This window comes from Rhodococcus sp. NPDC056960 (assembly GCF_042674125.1).
In the GTDB taxonomy this organism is placed as follows: domain Bacteria; phylum Actinomycetota; class Actinomycetes; order Mycobacteriales; family Mycobacteriaceae; genus Rhodococcus_F.
In genome coordinates, this window is record NZ_JBHURF010000006.1 from 125,697 (window position 1) to 146,200 (window position 20,504).

General features: G+C 67.5%; 18 protein-coding genes and 1 pseudogene. 8 read left to right on the forward strand and 11 right to left on the reverse strand.

Going from position 1 to position 20,504, the window contains the following annotated elements:
- Positions 1 to 410: 410 nt before the first annotated feature.
- Both ACFTWF_RS11260 and ACFTWF_RS11265 read right to left on the reverse strand, forming a co-directional pair.
- Positions 411 to 1,881 (reverse strand): annotated as a pseudogene (locus ACFTWF_RS11260) (acetyl-CoA hydrolase/transferase family protein).
- 362 nt (positions 1,882 to 2,243) lie between these two features.
- Positions 2,244 to 2,981, reverse strand: coding sequence for a dienelactone hydrolase family protein (locus tag ACFTWF_RS11265; protein WP_378461279.1), 738 nt, complete (start codon positions 2,979 to 2,981; stop codon positions 2,244 to 2,246).
- A 147-nt stretch (positions 2,982 to 3,128) separates the two neighbouring features.
- On the opposite strand from ACFTWF_RS11265, the gene ACFTWF_RS11270 reads away from it, so the two are divergent.
- A complete protein-coding gene (locus tag ACFTWF_RS11270; protein WP_378461280.1) occupies positions 3,129 to 3,500 on the forward strand; it encodes a hypothetical protein in 372 nt (123 codons plus the stop codon).
- 5 nt (positions 3,501 to 3,505) lie between these two features.
- Here ACFTWF_RS11270 and ACFTWF_RS11275 read toward each other — a convergent pair whose 3' ends face one another.
- Positions 3,506 to 4,555: a LacI family DNA-binding transcriptional regulator gene (locus tag ACFTWF_RS11275; protein WP_378461281.1), complete on the reverse strand. Its 1,050-nt coding sequence runs from the start codon at positions 4,553 to 4,555 to the stop codon at positions 3,506 to 3,508.
- 162 nt (positions 4,556 to 4,717) lie between these two features.
- Here ACFTWF_RS11275 and ACFTWF_RS11280 point away from each other — a divergent pair, with 162 nt between their 5' ends.
- Together ACFTWF_RS11280 and ACFTWF_RS11285 are read left to right on the forward strand one after the other, a co-directional pair.
- Positions 4,718 to 6,175: a purine-cytosine permease family protein gene (locus tag ACFTWF_RS11280; protein ID WP_378461282.1), complete on the forward strand. Its 1,458-nt coding sequence runs from the start codon at positions 4,718 to 4,720 to the stop codon at positions 6,173 to 6,175.
- Between the two features lie 36 nt (positions 6,176 to 6,211).
- On the forward strand, positions 6,212 to 7,321 hold the full coding sequence (locus ACFTWF_RS11285) for a C45 family autoproteolytic acyltransferase/hydolase (protein WP_378461283.1): 1,110 nt from the start codon (positions 6,212 to 6,214) through the stop codon (positions 7,319 to 7,321).
- Positions 7,322 to 7,337: 16 nt separating this feature from the next.
- On the opposite strand, the gene ACFTWF_RS11290 is transcribed toward ACFTWF_RS11285, so the two are convergent.
- The 6 genes from ACFTWF_RS11290 to ACFTWF_RS11315 all read right to left on the reverse strand — a co-directional run bounded on the left by ACFTWF_RS11290 (position 7,338) and on the right by ACFTWF_RS11315 (position 13,056).
- Positions 7,338 to 8,105 (reverse strand): VOC family protein, encoded by a 768-nt coding sequence (locus ACFTWF_RS11290; RefSeq protein ID WP_378461284.1) that lies wholly within the window; start codon positions 8,103 to 8,105, stop codon positions 7,338 to 7,340.
- Positions 8,106 to 8,250: 145 nt separating this feature from the next.
- On the reverse strand, positions 8,251 to 9,015 hold the full coding sequence (locus ACFTWF_RS11295; RefSeq protein ID WP_378461285.1) for an IclR family transcriptional regulator: 765 nt from the start codon (positions 9,013 to 9,015) through the stop codon (positions 8,251 to 8,253).
- 56 nt (positions 9,016 to 9,071) lie between these two features.
- Positions 9,072 to 10,067, reverse strand: coding sequence for a cyclase family protein (locus ACFTWF_RS11300; protein WP_378461286.1), 996 nt, complete (start codon positions 10,065 to 10,067; stop codon positions 9,072 to 9,074).
- A complete protein-coding gene (locus ACFTWF_RS11305; RefSeq protein WP_378461287.1) occupies positions 10,064 to 10,339 on the reverse strand; it encodes a hypothetical protein in 276 nt (91 codons plus the stop codon). Before ACFTWF_RS11305 ends, ACFTWF_RS11300 begins: the two co-directional genes overlap by 4 nt.
- Positions 10,340 to 10,360: 21 nt before the next feature.
- Entirely contained in the window at positions 10,361 to 11,698 is a 1,338-nt protein-coding gene (locus ACFTWF_RS11310; protein ID WP_378461288.1) for a TRAP transporter large permease subunit, read from the reverse strand.
- On the reverse strand, positions 11,695 to 13,056 hold the full coding sequence (locus ACFTWF_RS11315) for an NAD(P)-binding domain-containing protein (RefSeq protein ID WP_378461289.1): 1,362 nt from the start codon (positions 13,054 to 13,056) through the stop codon (positions 11,695 to 11,697). Before ACFTWF_RS11315 ends, ACFTWF_RS11310 begins: the two co-directional genes overlap by 4 nt.
- Positions 13,057 to 13,338: 282 nt before the next feature.
- On the opposite strand from ACFTWF_RS11315, the gene ACFTWF_RS11320 reads away from it, so the two are divergent.
- Entirely contained in the window at positions 13,339 to 13,692 is a 354-nt protein-coding gene (locus ACFTWF_RS11320; RefSeq protein WP_378461290.1) for a patatin-like phospholipase family protein, read from the forward strand.
- Positions 13,667 to 14,074 carry a patatin-like phospholipase family protein gene (locus tag ACFTWF_RS11325; RefSeq protein WP_378461291.1) on the forward strand — a complete coding sequence of 136 codons (408 nt, stop codon included), beginning with the start codon at positions 13,667 to 13,669 and terminating at the stop codon, positions 14,072 to 14,074. Before ACFTWF_RS11320 ends, ACFTWF_RS11325 begins: the two co-directional genes overlap by 26 nt.
- Positions 14,075 to 14,144: 70 nt before the next feature.
- Here ACFTWF_RS11325 and ACFTWF_RS11330 read toward each other — a convergent pair whose 3' ends face one another.
- Both ACFTWF_RS11330 and ACFTWF_RS11335 read right to left on the reverse strand, forming a co-directional pair.
- Entirely contained in the window at positions 14,145 to 15,536 is a 1,392-nt protein-coding gene (locus ACFTWF_RS11330; protein ID WP_378461292.1) for an MFS transporter, read from the reverse strand.
- A gap of 160 nt (positions 15,537 to 15,696) precedes the next feature.
- The gene (locus ACFTWF_RS11335; protein ID WP_378461293.1) at positions 15,697 to 16,581 is read right to left on the reverse strand and encodes a LysR family transcriptional regulator; all 885 of its coding nucleotides are present in this window, start codon (positions 16,579 to 16,581) and stop codon (positions 15,697 to 15,699) included.
- A 120-nt stretch (positions 16,582 to 16,701) separates the two neighbouring features.
- Here ACFTWF_RS11335 and kdgD point away from each other — a divergent pair, with 120 nt between their 5' ends.
- From kdgD to ACFTWF_RS11350, 3 genes are read left to right on the forward strand one after another with little or no spacing between them, the layout of a single operon-like run.
- Positions 16,702 to 17,616: a 5-dehydro-4-deoxyglucarate dehydratase gene (gene kdgD, locus ACFTWF_RS11340; RefSeq protein ID WP_378461294.1), complete on the forward strand. Its 915-nt coding sequence runs from the start codon at positions 16,702 to 16,704 to the stop codon at positions 17,614 to 17,616.
- Between the two features lie 2 nt (positions 17,617 to 17,618).
- Complete coding sequence (locus ACFTWF_RS11345) at positions 17,619 to 19,220, forward strand: aldehyde dehydrogenase (NADP(+)) (protein ID WP_378461295.1); 1,602 nt, start codon at positions 17,619 to 17,621, stop codon at positions 19,218 to 19,220.
- A 54-nt stretch (positions 19,221 to 19,274) separates the two neighbouring features.
- Positions 19,275 to 20,483, forward strand: coding sequence for a mandelate racemase/muconate lactonizing enzyme family protein (locus ACFTWF_RS11350; RefSeq protein WP_378461296.1), 1,209 nt, complete (start codon positions 19,275 to 19,277; stop codon positions 20,481 to 20,483).
- Positions 20,484 to 20,504: the final 21 nt, after the last annotated feature.

Consider the following 20,504-nt stretch of genomic DNA (forward strand, 5'->3'; position numbering starts at 1 on the left):
GTCTCTACTCCTTGGACAGCTGTGTCGTTAGATAGCATTCTAGAGCCTCATTGCCGATGTGTTTTGGGGGGTACCGTCTCACGACGGCATGTTCATAGAGCGGATGAAGGCGATCCTGGTGGAATCCTCGATTGTGGGTTGGACGCATTAGCGTGAGGACTGTCCGCCCCACGGCACGGGAAGGAATCATCCCCGAGTACTAGACAGAAGCACCGAGGGTCGGCGTTCCACAGCCCAGGCGAATGGGCCGAATCGACGACCGTGGCCGAGGACCCACATGCCTTGCATCAGTACGCTATCCGAATCTCGTCGGCATCGGGCCAATCCACTTCCGGATCGCGTCGACTGGCCATCCCGGACGAGTCCCCGTACCTTGCACCGCACGACGGGAGGGCGGGAAGACGACCGTCCTAGAGTCGCATCGAGCCGGACTCCAGGTACCGCTGGTGAAACGAGAACGCCTCCCCGAGCAGGTGCGGCGTCTGGCCGGCTCCCGGAGTGGCGTTAGCCCGCTCGACGTAGTCGGCGAGCAGCGGCCGGAATTCCGGATGCGCGCAGCGCTCGATGATCACCCGCGCTCGGCGGCGGGGCGACGAACCACGCAAGTCGGCAAGGCCTTGCTCGGTCACCAGCACTTGGGTGTCGTGCTCGGTGTGGTCGACGTGCGGGGTCATCGGGACGATCGACGAGATCACCCCGTTCTTCGCGGTGGACGGGCTGAGGAACATCGACAGATATCCGTTGCGCGCGAAGTCCCCGGAACCGCCGATGCCGTTCATGATCTTGGTGCCCATCACGTGCGTCGAATTGACGTTCCCGTAGACGTCGGCCTCCAGCATCCCGTTCATCGCGATGATTCCCAAGGCGGACCACCTCGGGATGGTTGCTGATTTCCTGCGGGCGGAGCCGGATGTGCTGCCGGTAGAAGTCGATGTTGGAGGTCAACTCCTCGATCCCGGCCTCCGAGAGCGCCAGCGCGGTAGCCGACGCGAACCGGACGGTGCCGCGCTTGATCAAGTGCAGCATCCCGTCCTGGATGACCTCGGAATAGCAGGTCAAACCGTGATACGGGCCACGATCCAGTCCACCGAGTACGGCATTGGCGACGTTCCCGATACCCGCCTGCAGTGGCAGCAGGGTGTTCGCCGGGAGCCTGCCGCGCCTCACCTCGTGGTCGAAGAAATCCAGCACGTGGGCCGCGATCGCATCGCTGACCGCGTCCGGAGCGGTCAGCGCGCTCGCACTGTCGGGGGCATTCGTCTCCACCACCGCAACGACCTTGGCCGGGTCCACCCGATAATGCGGTTGCCCGATCCGGTCCTCGACGTCGATGAGTTCGATCGGCCGGCGGTGCGGGGGCAGCGCTGTGCCGTAATAGATGTCGTGGATACCGTCCATCGCGTCCGGAACCCACGAGTTGACCTCGAGAATGACCTTCTCCGCGACGTCGAGCCACGTCTTGTTGTTTCCGACCGACGCGGCGGGGATCAACTCGCCGGTCTCGGTGATGCCGGAGACCTCGACAACCGCGACGTTCACCGCGCCGTAGTAGCCCTCCCACACCTGCTGCGCCACGTGCGAGAGGTGGATGTCGACGTAGTCCATCCGCCCCTGATTGATCTTCTGCCGTGCCGTCGATTCTGCCTGGTAGGGCATCCTCAGGGCGATTCCGTCGACCTCGGCGAGCATCCTCTCGGTCTCCGTCGACACGGACGCCCCGGTCAGCAAGTCGATGGTGAAATTCGCGCCGGACGCCCGGGCGGAGTGAATCCGACCAGCCAAGGCCGGGATGACCGCCTTGGGTGTCCCTGCACTGGCGAAGCCGCTGACGGCGACGGTGTCACCCGGACTGATGGCCTTCACCACTTCCTCCGCCGACATCACCTTCCGCTGAAACGCCGAGTGCCGAATCCGGCTCGACTGCAACGGGGGCGCGGGATCACTGACCTGGAGGCTCACGGCGGCCAGTGTAGGAGTGAACGACGTGACGTGAACACCCCGAAAGGTCGCGATGTTCACCGGATCACATCCGGTGTTCGCCACGGCCCGCCGTCCTCGACCGTTCGTCGCGGCGGGCCTGCCGCTCGCCGACCCCGCGAGGTCGCCCGTCGAGTCGCAGCCGAATGTGCATCGATTCGTGATCCTGGTCACTACCCGAGCACTTCTCCCCGTGAGAGCGGCGATCATGACGCCGAAACGACTCACCCGCAGCACCCTGACGCGGTGTTGGCGGGTATTGCTCGTCAGTCAGGGCCGCCGAGTTTGTCGGCGAAGAACGCCAGCACCCGCTCGACACCCGCCTGCCGCCGGTGCGCGGTCAGCGTCGAGTGCTCCGCGCCCGGAAACTCCACCGCGATGAAGTTGTCGCCGAACTCGCGGCGCAGCGTCTCGAAGCGATTGCCCACCAAACCGTCCTCCTGGAACCGCAGGCCGAGGACCTGGCAGCCGGCGTTCACCTTCGCGCGCACCACGTCCAGGTCTGCGGGGCTGAGCCCGAGGTCCCGTTTACGCGTCTCGCCGACCGGAAACGGGGCGGACGGCTGCGCCAGCACGGGCGCCACCACCGGGGCGTCGACCATCATCGCCAACGCATAGCCACCCGTGAAGCACATTCCGACCGCACCGACTCCGATGCCACCGAGTTCCTCGTGCAGATCGCGCGCCAGCGACCGCAACCACACCGCCACCGGTGCCGTCCTGCCGCGCGCCAGTTTCGTGAACTCCCGGCTCACGCAGACCTGCGCCAGCGAACTGACGGTGCTGAGCGTGCCGTACCCCCGCTCCGGCTTCCCGAACAGGGAGGGCATCACTACGGTGTGCCCTTGGGCGGCGACCTCCTCCGCGAATCCGATCACCTCCGGCGTCACCCCCGGCACTTCGTGGATCACGATGACACCCGGCCCACGCCCCCTGCGGTAGGTCGAGTGTGTGATCCCACCGGCCGTGTGACAGCCCGGTGTCCACCCGTCCAAAAGCCCCATGACACAAGAACGTACTGGACCGATCACGGGCCTCCCGCTCTGCCGGCGACACGACCGCGCGGTGTCATGCGCTTGCCCTTCCCACGCCCCCGCTACAAGTACCGTACGAATCGGCACAATCCGGACATCCGAGGAAAGGGCACATCCATGCGCAACCTTCGACGGACGGCAGTGGCGGGGGCCATGATCGCCGGGCTGATGACGGTGGGAGTCGCGACGGCGTCCGCTGCGCCGTTCGGCTCTCTCGGTGGCGGACCGGATCTCGCGATCACGCAGGCGAATGCCCAGGGTGCCAGTGCGTGCGCCGTGCGGGTCACGAACGTGGGCGACGGCACGGCCACGGGGGTGACCGTCCACACCCCGCTCATGTACGCACCCCAGGACCTCGGCACCCTCGCCCCCGGCGAATCGGCGATCGCCCAGTACTTCGATTGCGGAATCTATCCCAGCATCAATTACTTCGTCACCGCGAACGGTGAGACCAACTGGGCGAACAACTTCCTGCGCATCGACCTCTGAGGGGATCAGGGTCGCGGCACTGCGCCTTCCGTCGATTCCCGAGTGGACTGCCGGACGACGAGGCGGCCGTGCAAAGGTCCCGGCGGCACCGGCCGGCTCTCGTCGTCGAGCCGATTGGTCAGCGCCGTGACTGCCACCCGGGCGAGGAGTTCGGGTTGCAGGTCCACCGAGGTGATGGGCGGAGCCGCCGAGCGCGTGTGTTCCGAGTCCGATCCGCCGACGATCTGCACGTCGCCGGGGACGGCGAGTCCGCGCTCGCGGACCCGGGCTAGCACCCCGGCGGCGTGGCGCCCCGTCAGGCAGTACACCGCATCCGGCGGGTCCGTGAGGTCGAACAGTTCGTCCGCGGCCTCGCGCCCGCCGGCCTCCCCGTCGGTCTCCGGCCGGACCGCGACGAGGGGGACCTGATCGTGCTCCGCCGCCCACGACCGGTACGCCGCCTCGGCCCCGAGATTCCATGAGTTCGAATCGGTTCCGACGACGAGGGCGACCCTGCTGGCGCCGCACTCCTCGAGGTGCCGGAGCACGCGGCCGGTCATGACCTCGGTCTCGGTGTCGAGCCACTCCGTGTAGTCGGCGCGGGCCGGATCCCGCCCGACAGACAGGAACGGCACACCCTCGTCGAGCAGCATCTCGATCAGTGGATCGTCCACGACGGGTTCGGTGATCAGGAACCCGTCACAGGCCAGGGCAGCGGCGGGCGACTCCTCCCGCGTCGGATCGGATACCAGCATCAGCCCGTAGCCGAGTTCCATCGCGGCCAGGGCCGCCGACCCGGCGAAGCGCAGAAAGTAGTCGACGCCCTCGGGAAGAAACGAGTCGAGCGTTTCCAACGGCCGGAGGACGAGAGCGATCACGCCGAGCCGATTGCTCCGCAGACTGCGGGCCACCACGTCCGGCCGGTAGCCGAGCGACTTCGCCGCCACCCGGACCCGCTCCCGCGTCGGGGCCGCGACGACCCCCTTCCCGCTGAACGTATGCGAGACCGTCGTCGCCGACACGCCTGCCCGGCGTGCGACGTCGTGGATCGTGGGTCGCGGGCGCCTGTCCGTCACGCACCCAGGATATCAACCCGTCCACCAGCACCAAATCGATTTGAACTTCGCTCTGCGGCGCTATTGTCCAAATCGATTTGGTTCCGTACGGTGACCGGCATCACGCAGGTCCATGGCACGCACCCGTGGCCCGCTCCCCCGCCCGATCATCCGGAGGACCTCATGGCACCCACCACCGCGAACTCCCGAACGGAGTCGCCCGAGACAGGGTCACTCGAGACAGGGTCGACCGCCGACCTGGCCGGCCGTGTGGAATCGCACGGCATCGACGTCATCCCCGACAGCGAACGGCACGGTCGTGCCCGGGACCTGTTCGCGGTGTGGGCCGCGCCCAACGTCAGCTATCTGGCCCTCGTGGTCGGCGGCGCCCTGATCCTGATGGGCCTGACGTTGTGGCAGGCCCTGGCCGTGATCGTGGCCGGCAATCTGTTCTCGGTCCTCACCGGCATCGTCGCCGCGAGCGGCCCGGCGTCGGGAACTCCCAGCGAGGTGATCACGCGGGCGATATTCGGCATCCGGGGCAACCGGGTGAACATCCTCGTGACCAGTTGGTTCATCAGCGTCTGCTATCTGGCGCTGAACTGGGCAGCCGCGTCGTACACCGCCTTCAGCCTCGTCGCGAGGATGGGCATCGACGTCACCACCCCGGTCCAGATCGGGGTGATCCTGGCGGTCGCCGCGCTCACCCTGGTCATCAGCGTGTACGGGCACGCCACGATCGTGCGGCTCTACCAGCCGCTGGCAGTCACCCTGACCCTGGTGTTCGTGGTGATGGCCGGATTCGTGCTGGCCGAGGCGAACTGGAGTTACCGGCCCGAATCGGCGCTGCACGGCATCGATCTGTGGGCGACGGCGCTCGCGGGTCTGACGATCGTGGCCTCCGCCCCGCTGTCCTACACCAACAGCGCGGACTTCTCCCGCTACCTGCCGCGCACCACGTCCCCCGTCGCGGTCGCGGCGTGGACGGCGCTCGGCGCCTTCGTCCCCAGCGTGCTGTTCACCGGACTCGGCGCGCTGGCCGGAACCGCGCTCGACATGACCGATCCCCAGGCCGCCCTCGAAACGATCGTGCCGCCGTGGTTCACGCCGATCTTCCTGATCGCCGTCATCTTCGGCACCATCGCGAACAATGCCATGACCGCCTACAGTTCCGGCCTGGCTCTGCAGTCGGTCGGGCTTCGCCTGCGGCGGTCTCGCAGCGTCCTCCTCGACGGCTCGATCGGTGTGGCCCTCACGCTGTACGCGCTTCTCGTCTCCAACTTCCTCGACACCGTCAACAACATGATGCAACTCGTCGTCACCGTGATGGGGCCCGTGATGGCCGTCTACGTCGCCGACGTGCTGCGGCGGCGCAACCGCTACGACGGTCCCGGTCTCAGCGACGAATCCCGCACCAGCCCGTACTGGTTCACCGGCGGAATCAACTGGGCAGGAACGATCGCCGTGTTCGCAGGCATCGCGGCGGCCGGGCTGTGCGTCGACGCCGAGATCTACACCGGTGTGATCGCCCGCGCCGTCGGTGTGGACCTGTCCCTGCCGGTCGGCCTCCTCGTCAGCGTCGGCCTCTACATCGCCCTGATGCGGATGTACCGCACCAGCACTCCGCTCGTAACCCGCTGAATTGCAACCCTGCTCGCTCCACCATGTGAGGACACCATGACCGACACCCACCCCACCCGCACGCTCGTCCGGGTCGACGACACCCGCCCCCGCGAACGCGGTCTCGCCCGCGGCGAGCAACTGCGCGACACCCTGTCCGAGTCCCTCGCGCTCTACCTCCGGCTGTTCGACACGGTCGGGGTGAGTGAGGACCGGGTCCGGGACGGTGCGCGCCGCCTCACGGATATCGTGGCGGCATGGGATTCCCGGTACGCCGAAGAGATCGGGGGCGTCGCGGCAGGCGCTGGGCTCGAGGCCTGGCAGGTGATGGCGTTGAACGGCAGAACCGAGATCCTGGCCCAGGCGACCGGGACCCGCCCCGGCGAGTGCTCCACCCTCGCCTACACCGGCACCGGACCCCTGCACGCACCGTTCGGTGTCCAGACCTGGGACTGGCACCAGGAATTGGACCCGTACTGGCACACCCATGAGGTGTCCGGAACACGGCATTCGTTCGTCGGCCTGACCGAGCACGGCATCCTCGGCAAGATCGGGATGAACAGCGCAGGCCTCGGGGTCTTCTTCAACATCCTCAGCCACCGCGACGACGCACCGGCCGGCGTGCCCGTCCACCTCCTGTCGGCAGCGGTGCTCGGCGAGGCGGGCAGCGTCGAGGAGGCGCTCGACCTGTTGCGCTCGGCGCCCATCGCGACGTCGGGTGCGCTGACCCTGCTCGACGCACACTCCGTCGTGTGCGCCGAGGTGAGCCCGGCCGGGGTCGCGACGTTACGCCCGACCGAGCGATTCCTGGCGCACACCAACCACTTTCTCGATCCGGCGAATGCCGAACGCGAGAAGCGTGGCCTGTACGAACCGGACTCGCAGGATCGCTACGGTCTCATCGCCTCCCGGGTGCGCCGCTACGCCGAGCCGACCGAGGCCGATCACCTCGTCGAGTATCTGTACTCCGATCCGGGTCAGCCGCAGCTGTGCTGCGTCCCCGCTCCGGACGCGGTCTTCGGGCAGCGCTGGGCCACCCTGGCGACCGTTCTGCTCGAGCCGGGACGCCGACGCGTCCGTGTTCTCGCCGGCACCCCGATCGATGCACGCCGACGACCGTGGATCACTCTCGACGCCACGGAATCCGCGGACGTCACTGGAAGGTAGCCGAATTCGGCGAGAGTCACCCGGCCAGCGGGGAACCCACCGTGAATTTCGCGCCGAACGGATCGGTGATCTCCGCGGTCCGCCCGTACGGCATGTCCGCGGGGTCGTCCGCGGTTCCCCCGCCGGCGCGGGCGGCGGCGACGGCCGCGTCGGCGTCGGCGACCTGGAACAGCGTCCCCCAGGACGACGACGGCGCGTCCGGTGCGCCGATGATGCCACCGATTTCGTGCCCGTCCGGTCGACGGAGGAACGTGAAGTCCATGCCGGGGAGGTCGTCGTTCCCGTCCAGCGTGAAGTCGAACACCGCGGTGTAGTAATCGCGCGCCGGTCCGGGTTTCGCGGTCACCAAGTCGTTGCGCAGCAGCGCGTTCGGCTCGTTCACGAGCTCGCACCCGACGTGCGCCCGGCCCTGCCACAGGCCGAACTGGGCACCGGCGGGATCACGGACCATCGCCATCCGGCCCTGATCGGCGATGTCCATGGGCTCCATCAACAGCGTGCCGCCGGCGTCGGCGGAACGGGCGAGAGTGGCGTCGACGTCATCCGTGGCCAGGTAGACGTTCCACCAGAAGTCGGTGGCGTTCTCGTCGGCATTCGGCATCAGCGCGGCGACCTTCTTGCCGCCGAGCAGACACATCGTGTATCGCCCGAATTCTTCGGGGCCCACATCGAACTCCCACCCGAAGACCCCACCGTAGAAGCTCATCGCGCGGTCGAGGTCGGGGATACCCAAGTCGATCCAGGTGGGCGTTCCGAGAGGTTGGTTCGTGGTGACGGCACTCATCGCTACTCCTCAGCTGTCGGGTACGGACTGACGCTAGACCCTGACACCGACACCCGGGTTAACGAATCGAAAAGCCGTGCCGATAGCGCTCCCGACACCAGGCGCACAGGCCGAACACTCGGCCGACACTTCCCGTCGCCCGCGACTACCCCGCGACGGGAACCCGAGTTCCCAGACTGGTTGCGGCGCGACGCACTTCGGGGATCAAGTGCTCGATCTGCGCGTCGGTGAGGGCGTCGACTGGCCCGGTCACGCCGATGACCGCGACGAGGGTGCCGTCGACGGCCCGGACGGGGGCGGTGACGGAGGCGATGCCGAAGAGGCGTTCGCTGACGGAGACCGCGAACCCGTCGCTGCGGATCTTGTCGAGTTGGGCGAGCAGGTCGGCTTTGGAGATCGATGCCCCACCGGCGAGGGTGATGTCGCCGGCGGGGGCGAGGATTGCGTCGATCTCACCGGCATCCATTTCGGCGAGAATCGTCTTGCCGGCACCGCCGAGGTAGAGGGGCAGCCGTTCGCCGATCGGAAGGATGTAGTTGAGGGGGTTGTCGCTTTCCACCCGGCCGATCAGGACTCGTGACGTTTCAACCCGCACGTACATCGACGCGGTGAATCCGGTGCTCGCGGCGAGTTGCTGCAGCGTGGGCTGGGCGAGGACGCTGAGCGGGTTGGTCACCATGAATGCATGCGCGACCGCGAGGGCGGCCGGACCTGCGGTGTAGGTGTCGCCGATCCGGGCGGCGTATCCGCGTTCGAGAAGGACACCGAGGATCCGTTGCACCGTCGCGACATGGAGGCCGGAGTGCCGGGCCACCTCACTGAGCCGCAGCGGTTGCTTGGCTTCCTGGAGGACGCCGAGCACGTCGAACGCGCGGTCCAGGGATCGCATGTTGCTGGTCGGCGTCGTCATCCGTCCTCCTCGATTCGCCCTACTTTCGATCGAACTTATCATCCTGCGATAAGGGATCAGCGGACGGCGGTGGCGTTACACGGCGAACCGACCCCCCCGACGAAGTTCAGGGGTTTGACGGTGACCAGGGCGTCCCAGCTGTGGGTGCGGCGGCTGTCCTCGGCGAGGGCGGTGAGGTTCCAGAGCTCGCCGAGGGGGACGCCGAGTTTGCCGATCAGCTCCTGGTGCATCATGCCCGCATCCTCCGGTGCGGACTCCGCGAACGGGCTGCCGGGGAGGACGGGGAGCACTTCGACGGCGAAGGTGTCGGTGGCGAAGAGCGCGATCTTGTTGTCCCACAGCCACTGCGGAAGCTCACGACTCTGCGCGAACCCGGTGGACCGCCGGCCCGTGCGCACCTCGTCGCGTTCCTCGTCGGAGGCGCCGAGGTACCAGTTCGCCCACCCCGTGTGGACGAGGACGAGGTCGCCCTCGCGAATCTCGCAGCCCTGCCGGATCAGCGCGGCGTCGAGGTCCGCGGCGTCGATCGCCGGACCCCGGGGGTGATCGAGTGGTCGGCCACGCTCCGCGAACAGGCCGTCGAGGTCGATCAGCACTCCGCGACCGACGATCGGGTCCTGCGACCAGGCCTGAATCCCGAGCGGTGGGGTGGCCGCGACGATCTCGCCGTCGGGTACACCGTCGTAGAAACCGTGCCCGGACACCCGTCGGTGGCGAAGGCCGTCGAGATGGCTGCTGGCCTGTAGATAGAAGCCGTCCAGCAGGTCGTCGCGGGATTCGGCGTGCGCGGAGACGATGGTGTGTTTCGGCGCCGTGCGCGACCGTGCCATCGGTGGGTCGAATGCGCCGAGCGGGTAGTCGAGGGCGAACACCGCACCGCGATCGACCAGCGCTGCGGCTTCGCGCACCTGCCGGGGGCCGGCGAAGTTCGCCGTCCCCCGGTCGGGGTTCTCGAACACTCCCCAACTCGATCCGGCGGGGGCGCCGTCGGTGCGGGCGCACAGATCGGCGTAGGTGGCGTCGGCGTCGATCTCCCTCACCGACGTGGTCATCCGACGTGCTCGGCGGTGCGGGCGGGAGAGTCCTCGTTTCCGAGGGCGTCCTCCTCTCCGCCGTGGTGGAAATACGACAGGACGAACGCCAGCAGTCCCGCGACACCGGCGGCGCCGTAGGCGTAGGGGGCGAGCAGTTCCTCGACGTGGGTGACGACGTGGCCGTCGCCGAGGATCAGACCGGCACTCTGCCCGAGCACGATCGCCAGCCCACCTAGCAGGAACGCGACGACGCTGATACGGAAGAGGGTGGAGAAGCTTTTCTGGAACATGACGTGTCCTGTCGGGGGTTGTCAGACGGGAAGGAGACCGAGGGCGATGAGCACTCCGATGCCGAGGATGGGGATGCAGTAGTACTTGAGCAGGGGCATGAAGATCTTCGACGGGTCGATCCGGGCGATGCCGGAGGCAACGTAGATCGGCGCGCCGGAAGGCGGAGAGGCTCCTTCGGTGGACGCGAACACCAGGACCGCGGCGGCCGCGATCGGTGCGGCGATGCCGGTGCCGACCAGCGCGGCGACGGCGACGGGGCCGACCGAGGCCATGGTGGCCGACGCCGTCAGCGGGATCGCGATGATGACGATGATGAGACCGACGAGGATCGCCATCAGCCAGGACGGAGCGCTCAGGCTCTCCAGCATGGCGGTCAGCTGCTGCGGCAATTTCAGCTTGGCCAGCACCGCCGAGGCGGAGAACGCCGCGACGATGGTGATGCCGATGACGCCGAACTGCGGTGCGGCGTCGCCGAGGACCTTCCACCAGCCGGTGGTGGTCTTGGGCAGGTGCCGGCGGCCGAGGAAGAGCACCAGCAGGATCATCAGAACCGGGATCCAGGTGATCAGGCTCAGGGCACTCGACATCACCAGGTCGGTGTAGTGCGCGAGGGGCGCCGCGATCGGACCGCGGGTGAGCAGCAGCGGGACCAGGATCGGGACGAACAGCAACAGCGACGTCCATCCGACGCGCAGACTCCGCTTGACCGGGATGCGATCCTCGGGCGCGATCGGCTGCAGGCCGTTCTTGCGGACCAGGTAGTAGCTCAGCACCAGCCGGTATCCGAGGCACCAGAGGCCGGCGAGCGCCAGCGGGACGATGATGTCGTCGGCGGCCATCATGCCGGTGACGGTGCTGGATCCGACCAGGATGAACATGGTGGCGCTGAACGGGAAGGTCACGCCCATGCCCGCACAGCCTGCGACGACCGTGGCGGATAGTTCGCCACTGACTCCGGAACGTTTCATCCACGGCACGGTCACCGAGCCGACCGCGGCGGTGACCGACGCGCCGACGTGGGCGATCGCACCGAACATGCCGCCCGCGACGGTCGAGGTGTAGATCGGTCCGCCGCGCAGTCGTCCGAGGAACGAGTTGAGGATGTCGATGAGCCGGTCCAGCACAGGAGTTTTCGCGAGGATGAAACTCATGAAGATGAACGCCAGCCCGGCGAACGTCACCTCCTCCTGCATCGAGTCGACGAAGCCCTCCCACATGTACTTCGGGGCGTCGCGACCGGCGAATGCACCGACGACGACGAACCCGACGATCATCGCCTCACCGATGTTGCGTTTGAGGACCGCGTTCCAGAAGACGATGGAAGTGATGAACGCGAGGAGCGCCCAGATGGCGATCATGACGCGACCTTGCGTGCGGCGATGATGGCAGCGCGGCGCTGCGCCTCGTCGGCCTCGACGGCCCGGCCACCGGCGAGGCTCGCGAACGCTTCGGCGGCCGGGACGATGATGACACCGTCGTCGTCGGCGACAACGAGGTCGCCGGGGGCGCAGACCACACCACCGACTGCGACCGGGACGTCGATCTTGCCGGGGCCGTCCTTGTAGGGACCAGCGGGATTGACGGCGCGGGCCCACACTCCGAAGCCGATTTCCTGCAGGACGTCGATGTCGCGGGCGGCGCCGTCGATCACCATGCCCACGCAACCTCGGGAACGGGCACGCTCGGCGATCAGCTCGCCCATCAGCGCGCGGTTCTGGTCGCCCTGTCCGTTGATGACGATCACCTCACCCGGCTGCACCTTCGCCAGCGCCTCGTGCAGCGCCTTGTTGTCGCCGGCGCGTGTCCACACCGTACGGGCACGGCCGACGATCCGTGCGCCCTTCCACATCGCATGAATACCCGAATCGACCATGCCCATGCGCTGGCGTGCGTCCCCGATGTTCGCCACCGGAAGACCGGCGTAGGCCTCGAACAACTCCACGACGTCCCGGCCGTTCGCATCGGCCAGGGCGGCGTGCACCCTTGCAGTCGCGGACGCAAGGACGGGGCGAACACCCAAGTTGTCGAGAAGCTCCACCGAGGCGGCCGCCTCCACCGAACGGCGTCCGGCGTGCTTACGGGTGCCGTCACGCAGTCGGTCGAGGGAGGAAAAACTACCGGCGAGCTCGTTCGCGATCTGTTGACGCACCCACTGCTCGGCATCCGCGGCCTTGCCGGCATCCACCGATTCGACGATCAGGGCACCGAGACCCTTCATGAACGTGCTGCGCAACAGCTTCCGGTTCGACGCATCTCCCGGTGCACCGCCGATGTCCTCGACCGAAGCACCCAGGCTTTCGAAGAAACCGGTGGCGGCCGCAGATCCGCTCCCACTGATCACCAGATTGGTGCGGACCCCGTGCGCGGGCACCGACCCGACCACCGCGACGTCGCCGAATGCCGCACCGGCCCTCTCGACGACGGCGGCGACCTCATTCTTGACCTCGGCCGATGCGGCGTTCATGTCCGCGTAGCAGGCGCCGTCCGCCAGATGCGGGGCGGCGTCGGTCGCCGCGCGGACCGCGACCTTCGCGCTGGTCAGACTCAGCACCAGATCCGCGCCACGGACAGCGTCGGCGACGTCGTCGAAGCGGAGGACTCCCGCCGGGGTGGCGGTGTCGGCCGGGTCGAACCCGGTCACGTCCCAGCCCTTCGCAAGGAATCCCGACGAATACAGACTTCCGGCTTCACCCAGACCGAGAACGGCAACCTTCATGATTTCCTCTCATACTGTGATAAGGTCTATCACATGATGTTGTAATGGTGGTCACAGGAAGGAGGAGAAGTCAAGCGCGATTTCAGCGACGGCCGATCGAATGGCGACTCATCGCCGATGAGGAGGGAGCGGCCGGGGGTACCGACGATGAGCGTTCATTACGTGCAGGGCAACAGGATTCAGCCTGCGCGGGCGCCGTGGTCGATACCGGTCACCACAGCATGACCTGACCCCGCGAAATTCCGTTGCTGCCGGTGTCGAGGATGCGTAGCGTGCCCGGTCGTGAGCGAGCGAGCGTTGGTTCTCGGTGGTGGCGGATCGACCGGCAATGCGTGGGAGATCGGCGTCGTCGCAGGCCTGTGTGATGCCGGGCTGGATGTGACCGAGGCCGATCTGATCATCGGCACGTCGGCCGGATCGACGGCCGCGGCCCAGCTGAGTGTCGCGACCACAGCGGCCGAACTACTGGCCGCCATCCTCGCCGCCGCGCCCCCGCCACGGAACGGTCCCGTCGGATCCGATCGTGGAGGCGTTCCGAGCAGGCCGGTGGCGGCGCTCGAAATGGATGCGGCTCCCCAGTCAGCGTTGGCCGCAGCGGCCGGTGCTCATCGTGGCTGTCGATGCCCGTACCGGTGAGCCGGTCGTGTTCGATCGCCACAGCGGCGTCGACCTGGTGGACGCCGTCACCGCCAGCTGCGCCGGACCCGGGGGACCTCCCCACGGCATCGGCGACAACCGATACATCGACGGCGGCTACCGATCCGACGAAAATGCCGATCTGGCAGCCGGATACGGACGGGTGCTGGTGCTGTCACCGTTCGGCGGCAGATCACGGCAACCGGTCGAGTGGGGCAACCATCTCGCGACCCAGGGCGAGGCACTACGCGCGCGGCAGCAGAGTCGAAACGATCTTCCCGGACAGCAACTCCGAGCACATGTTCGGCGCCGATGCGATGAATCCGTCGCTGCGTCCGCCGGCCGTACGAGCCGGTTACGACCAGGGCAGGGCCCTCGCTGAACCGCTCACCGAATTCTGGCGCTGACACACCGCCGGCCCGGACGATGGTGCACCCGGCGGTGCGGACGCGTCAGGCGCGCTTCGCGGCGCGCCGGCTGTCGGCGCGGGCCTGCATTTCGGCGAGGTCGAGGCGCTTGATCGGTCCGACGACGAAGACGTAGACGACGACCGTCAGCAGGGCGCACGCGCCGACGTAGACGAGGGCGAGTTCGAACGAGCCGTAACTGTCGACGATGTAGCCGATGACGATCGGGGTGGTGATGCTGGCCACCGATCCGAAGGTGTTGAAGACACCGCCGCCGAGGCCGGAGATCTCCTTCGGGGAGATGTCGGCCATGACGGCCCAGCCCAGCGCGCCGAGGCCCTTGCCGAAGAAGGACACGCACATCAGGGCGACGACGACCCAGGAGGCTTCGACGAAATTGCAGCCGATGATCGCGGTGGCGAGCAGCAGACCGACGATGATCGGGGTCTTGCGGGCCCGGGTCAGGGACCAGCCGAGGCGCAGCAGCGCATCCGAGATCAGGCCGCCGCTGATGCCGCCGACGAATCCGCAGATCGCGGGCAGGACGGCGATGAAACCCGCCTCGAGGATGCTCATGCCGCGTTCCTGGACGAGATAGACCGGGAACCAGGTCAGGAAGAACCAGGTGATGGTGGTGATGAAGAATTGGCCGACGAATACCCCGAGCGACATCCGGTTGGTGAGCAGCAACTTCATGTAGCGGAGTTGATCCGACCCGGCCTGCTTCTTCTGGCCGGGCTCGTCCATGTCGACGAGTGCGCCGCCGGCCTCGAGGTAGTCGAATTCGGGCTGCTTCAGACGGGGATGCCTGCGGGGGCTGTAGATGACCTTCATCCAGACCAGGCCGAGCACGATGCCGACGCCGCCGATGACGGTGAACACGTGCTCCCACCCGAGGGCGGTGACGAGCCAGCCCATGATCGGTGCGAAGACGACGGTCGAGAAGTACTGAGCCGAGTTGAAGATCGCGGCCGCGGTTCCGCGCTCCTTCGTCGGGAACCAGGCGGACACGATCCGCGAGTTGCCGGGGAACGCCGGGGCCTCCGACAACCCGACCAGGAAACGGAGGAGGAAGAGGAGTCCGACCGCGGTTCCCATGCTGAAGCTACCGAGGAAACCCTGCAGAACGGTGAATGTCGACCAGAGCAGGATCGCGCCACCGTAGACCCGCTTCGATCCGTAGCGGTCGAGGAGCCAGCCGCCGGGGATCTGCCCGATCAGATACGACCAGCCGAACGCGGAGAAGATGTATCCGAGGGCGATCGAGCTGATGCCGAACTCGTCCTGAATCGCGTCACCGGCGATCGAGATCGTCGCGCGGTCGGCGTAGTTGATCACCGTGACCGCGAAGATCATCGCCAGAATCGTGTACCGGACCTTCCCGGTCTTCAACGTCGAGGCGAGGTTCGATTCCTCGACCGACCGGCTGGTGGTCATCACGGAGGCTCCTTCGAAGAACTGAGATTTTACGCCGGCGAACGGACGGTGTCGTGAGTCACATTCGCGGGCTCAGCCGAATCTACACACGCCCACGAATGCACGTCCAAGCCGACTTTTGCATCCTGCGATACCGAACAGGTATCGGACCGACAGGCGCTCAGCCCGGCCCCAGCTCGGACAGCAGCCGGTGGAGCGCCGGATTCTCGTTGTGGATGCGCCAGACGAGATCGAGTTCGACCTGCGCGGGGCGGACGAAGGTGATCGGACGGTAGGCGACACCGTCAAAATGCATCTTGCTCGCCGATTCGGGTACCAGGGCGACGCCCCTGCCGAGGTTCACCAGCGCCAGCATGGTGTGGAATTGATGCACGTACTGCACGACCACCGGCGCGACCGACGCCTCGTGGAACACCGACGACAGCAGCTCGAAGAAGTACCGCGATTCGATCGGGGTGTACATGACGAGATCGATGCCGTGCAGGTCGGTGACGTCGATCGGCCGGTCGACGTGTGCCAGGTCGTGGGTGGGCGGTATCGCGGCGACCAGCGATTCGCGGATCAGGGTTCGTGACGACAGGTGCGGCCGGGTGACCGGGGGCCGCACCAGACCGAGGTCGAGGGAGCCCTCCGACAACGCTTCGAGCTGGTCTTTGGTCACGAGCTCGCGGAGTTCCACCTCGACGTCCTCGATGACGGTCTGCGCCGAGGTCAGGACCGTTTCCAGTCCCGAGTAGACGCTCCCGCCGGTGAAGCCGACGCGGAGGATGCCCGAGCGGCCCTGCGACGTCTTGCGCACCGACAGCGCGGCGCGCTCGGACTGCTGGAGGAGCCGTCGCGCATCCTCCATGAACGCTTTTCCGGCGGGTGTCAGTTTGACCGCACGGCTGGACCGGTCGAACAGTTGCACCTCGAGGTCTTTCTCCAGCAATTGGATCTGCCGGCTCAGGGGCGGCTGCGTCATGTGAAGGCGCTCGGCAGCCCGGCCGAAGTGGAGTTCTTCGGCGACGGCCACGAACTGAGTGAGTTGATTGAGGGAGAACATCGATACCTTCCTTGTATCAGATGATCCATAAGAAGTGTTGGACCTGAATGGTACCGAGTTCGTAGCGTTGTGAATCAGTGCACACCACGGGCACGATTGTCGACAGGAGACCGCAACATCATGACCACCGCCTCGCCTCAGGAGATCGCCCACAAGCTCGGTTCCGGTCTGCTGTCGTTCCCGGTGACGCATCTGCGCGCGGACGGCTCGTTCGACGAGGCCGCCTACCGCGAGAACATCGCCTGGCTCGGACAGTTCGACGCATCCGGGTTGTTCGCCGCCGGCGGCACCGGGGAATTCTTCTCGCTCACCCCGCCCGAGGTCGAGCAGGTCGTCACCGCGGCGGTGCAGGAAGCACCCGACGGTCTGCCGGTGATCGCTCCCGCCGGGTACGGCACCGCGACCGCCGTCGAGATGGCCAGGTCCGCGGAACGCGTAGGCGCGCACGGCATCCTGCTGCTCCCGCCGTACCTGACCGAGGCCAGCCAGGACGGGTTGGTCGCGCACGTCAAGCAGGTCTGCGCCGCCACCGATCTCGGGGTCACCATCTACTCCCGTGCCAACGCCGTCTACACCGAGTCGGCCGTCGCCGAACTCGTCGAGAGCTGCCCGAATCTCGTCGGATTCAAGGACGGCGTCGGAAACATCGAGCAGATGACGCGCATCTACGCGGGCATCGGCGACCGCCTCACCTATATCGGCGGGCTCCCGACCGCGGAGATGTTCGCGCTGCCGTACCTGGCGTTGGGTGTCACCACCTACTCGTCGGCGATCTACAACTTCGTCCCCCAGTTCGCCCTCGACTTCTACAACGCCCTGCGACGCGGCGACACGGCATTCGTCATCTCGGCGCTGAACGACTTCGTGATCCCGTACTGCAATTTGCGCAACCGCAAGTCCGGGTACGCGGTGAGCATCATCAAGGCCGGAATGAAGGTCGTCGGCCGCCCCGCCGGGCCCGTCCGCAGCCCGCTCACCGACCTCGACGACGTCGAACTCGCGGAACTGGCCGACCTGATCAAGAAGGTGAACTGATCGTGACCGCCGCACACACCGTCGAGCTCACCGGAGCCAACCTGATCGGCTTCGACGACGTCTCCGACGCGGGAGCCCCGTTCCAGGCGACGAACCCGGCCACGGGCGAGGCGCTCGCGCCCGTCTACCACGAGGCCGACGGCGCCACCGTGGACCGCGCGGCCTCGCTCGCCTGGGAGGCGTTTGGAACCTACCGTCACACGAGCCCCACGCAACGGGCCGCGTTCCTCGACACCATCGCGGCCGAGATCGAAGGCCTCGGCCCGGTGTTGACCGAGCGCGTCACCGCCGAAACGGGCATCCCCGCCGCACGTGTGCAGGGCGAGCTGGCCCGCACCACCGGTCAGCTGCGGATGTTCGCCGCCGTGGTCCGCGAAGGCAGCTGGACGCAGGCGCGCCTGGACACCCCCGATCCGGACCGGGCGCCGATCCCCAAGCCGGACCTGCGTCAGCGTGCGGTGCCGCTCGGCCCGGTGGCCGTGTTCTCCGCCAGCAACTTCCCGCTCGCGTTCTCGGTCGCCGGCGGCGATACTGTGTCGGCGCTGGCTGCCGGCGCGCCCGTGATCGTCAAGGCGCACTCCGCTCACCCGGGCACCTCGGAGTTGGTCGGCCGCGCCATCCGGGCCGCGGTGCGCGCACACGACCTCCCGGAAGGGACCTTCTCCCTGATCTTCGGCGCCGGGCAGACCGTCGGCATCGCCCTGGTCACGGACCCGCGGATCCGCGCGGTCGGATTCACCGGTTCCCAGCAGGGCGGGGTCGCGTTGACCGCGGCCGCGGCGGCCCGTCCCGTGCCGATCCCCGTCTACGCGGAGATGTCGAGCATCAACCCGGTCTTCGTACTCCCCGGCGCGCTCGACGACCGCGCCGACGCGCTCGGCTCCGAGTTCATCGCCTCGATGACCATCGGTGTCGGGCAGCTGTGCACGAGCCCGGGTGTCGTCTTCCTCGTGGACGCCCCGGGAGCGGACGACTTCGTCCGGTCCGCGGCCGACGCCGTCACGGCCGCGGCGCCCGCCCCGATGCTCTACTCCGGTATCGCGTCGTCGTTCGCCGACGGTGTCTCGCGGCTGGAGGCGAACGAGAACATCACGACGGCGGCCCGCGCCGACGCCGACGCGTCGATCGCCTGCGGCGCGGTGCCGCAGCTGTTCGTCACCACCGCCGATCAGTTCCTCGACGATCAGCACCTGCAGGAGGAGGTCTTCGGACCGGCCTCGGTGATCGTGCGCGTCGAGGACGCCGGTCAACTGCCGGAACTCATCGACCGACTCGAAGGCCAGCTCACCGCGACCGTGCACGCGGCGGAGTCCGACTATCAGACCGCCGGCGCCCTGGTCGACCGGCTCGAACTGATCGCGGGCCGGGTTCTGTTCAACGGCTGGCCGACCGGCGTCGAGGTCGGGCACGCCATCGTGCACGGCGGGCCGTTCCCCGCCACCTCGGCACCGTCGACCACCTCGGTCGGCAGCCGTGCGATCGAACGCTTCCTGCGTCCGGTCGCGTATCAGAACGCGCCCGAGGAACTGCTCGCCCCGGAACTGCGGACCCACAATCCCCTCGGAATCTGGCGGCGCGTCGACGGCGCCCTGCAACAGAGCTGACCGGACAACCCGCCCATCTCACCCGGCAACGACGCCACCCCCGAAGGAGTACCGATGTCCACCAATACCTTTGCCGCGCGGCCGACCAGCGCACTGGCCGCCCCCGACGCCGCGATCAAGGCCCTCGCGGCCGGTGCGGCCACCCTCGACCGCATCGAGTCGATCACCCTGTCGTCGATCACCCTTCCGCTGAAGACCCCGATCAGCGACGCGAAGGTGCTCACCGGCCGCCAGAAGCCGATGACCGAGGTCGCGTTCCTGTTCGCCGAGATCCGCACCGAGCAGGGTCACGAGGGCATCGGGTTCAGCTACTCGAAGCGCGCGGGCGGTCCCGCCCAGTACGCCCACGCCCAGGAAATCGCCCCGGTCCTGATCGGTGAGGACCCTAACGACATCGGCAAGATCTGGACCAAGCTCGTGTGGGCCGGCGCGTCCGTCGGTCGCAGCGGTGTCGCCACCCAGGCCATCGCGGCGATCGACATCGCACTGTGGGACCTCAAGGCGAAGCGCGCCGGTCTGCCGATCGCCAAGCTCCTCGGTTCGCACCGCGATTCGGTGCAGACCTACAACACGTCCGGCGGCTTCCTGCACACCCCTATCGAGCAGGTCCTCGAGAACGCGTCGAAGTCGCTGGCCGACGGCATCGGCGGCATCAAGATCAAGGTCGGGCAGCCGGACTGGAAGCAGGACGTCGCCCGCCTGGAGAAGGTGCGCGAGCACCTCGGCGACGACGTGCCGCTGATGGTCGACGCGAACCAGCAGTGGGACCGTCCGACCGCCATGCGGATGGGCCGGATCTTCGACAAGTTCAACCTCGTCTGGATCGAGGAACCGCTCGACGCCTACGACGCCGAAGGGCACGCGCACCTCGCCCGCAGCCTCGACACCTCGATCGCGACCGGTGAGATGCTGGCCAGCGTCGGTGAGCACGTCCGGTTGATCGAAGCCGGCGCCGTCGACATCATCCAGCCCGACGCCCCCCGGATCGGTGGCATCACCCAGTTCCTGAAGCTGGCCACGCTGGCCGAGCAGAAGCATCTGCAACTCGCACCGCACTTCGCGATGGAGATCCACCTGCATCTCGCGGCCGTCTACCCCACCGAGCCCTGGGTCGAGCACTTCGACTGGCTGGACCCGTTGTTCAACGAGCACCTCGAGATCCGGGACGGCCGGATGCATCTGTCCAGCCGGCCGGGGCTGGGTTTCACACTCAGCGACCAGGCCCGTGCCTGGACGATCGGGACCGCCTCCTTCGGGAAATAGGGCGCTCGATTTCGGGTTTGC

Coding starts and splice junctions, on each gene's coding strand:
- ACFTWF_RS11265 (WP_378461279.1), bottom strand. CDS start 2,981: ATGGGGCTTTTGGACGGGTGGACACCGGGCTGTCACACGGCCGGTGGG.
- ACFTWF_RS11270 (WP_378461280.1), top strand. CDS start 3,129: ATGCGCAACCTTCGACGGACGGCAGTGGCGGGGGCCATGATCGCCGGG.
- ACFTWF_RS11280 (WP_378461282.1), top strand. CDS start 4,718: ATGGCACCCACCACCGCGAACTCCCGAACGGAGTCGCCCGAGACAGGG.
- ACFTWF_RS11285 (WP_378461283.1), top strand. CDS start 6,212: ATGACCGACACCCACCCCACCCGCACGCTCGTCCGGGTCGACGACACC.
- ACFTWF_RS11290 (WP_378461284.1), bottom strand. CDS start 8,105: ATGAGTGCCGTCACCACGAACCAACCTCTCGGAACGCCCACCTGGATC.
- ACFTWF_RS11295 (WP_378461285.1), bottom strand. CDS start 9,015: ATGACGACGCCGACCAGCAACATGCGATCCCTGGACCGCGCGTTCGAC.
- ACFTWF_RS11300 (WP_378461286.1), bottom strand. CDS start 10,067: ATGACCACGTCGGTGAGGGAGATCGACGCCGACGCCACCTACGCCGAT.
- ACFTWF_RS11305 (WP_378461287.1), bottom strand. CDS start 10,339: ATGTTCCAGAAAAGCTTCTCCACCCTCTTCCGTATCAGCGTCGTCGCG.
- ACFTWF_RS11310 (WP_378461288.1), bottom strand. CDS start 11,698: ATGATCGCCATCTGGGCGCTCCTCGCGTTCATCACTTCCATCGTCTTC.
- ACFTWF_RS11315 (WP_378461289.1), bottom strand. CDS start 13,056: ATGAAGGTTGCCGTTCTCGGTCTGGGTGAAGCCGGAAGTCTGTATTCG.
- ACFTWF_RS11330 (WP_378461292.1), bottom strand. CDS start 15,536: ATGACCACCAGCCGGTCGGTCGAGGAATCGAACCTCGCCTCGACGTTG.
- ACFTWF_RS11335 (WP_378461293.1), bottom strand. CDS start 16,581: ATGTTCTCCCTCAATCAACTCACTCAGTTCGTGGCCGTCGCCGAAGAA.
- kdgD (WP_378461294.1), top strand. CDS start 16,702: ATGACCACCGCCTCGCCTCAGGAGATCGCCCACAAGCTCGGTTCCGGT.
- ACFTWF_RS11350 (WP_378461296.1), top strand. CDS start 19,275: ATGTCCACCAATACCTTTGCCGCGCGGCCGACCAGCGCACTGGCCGCC.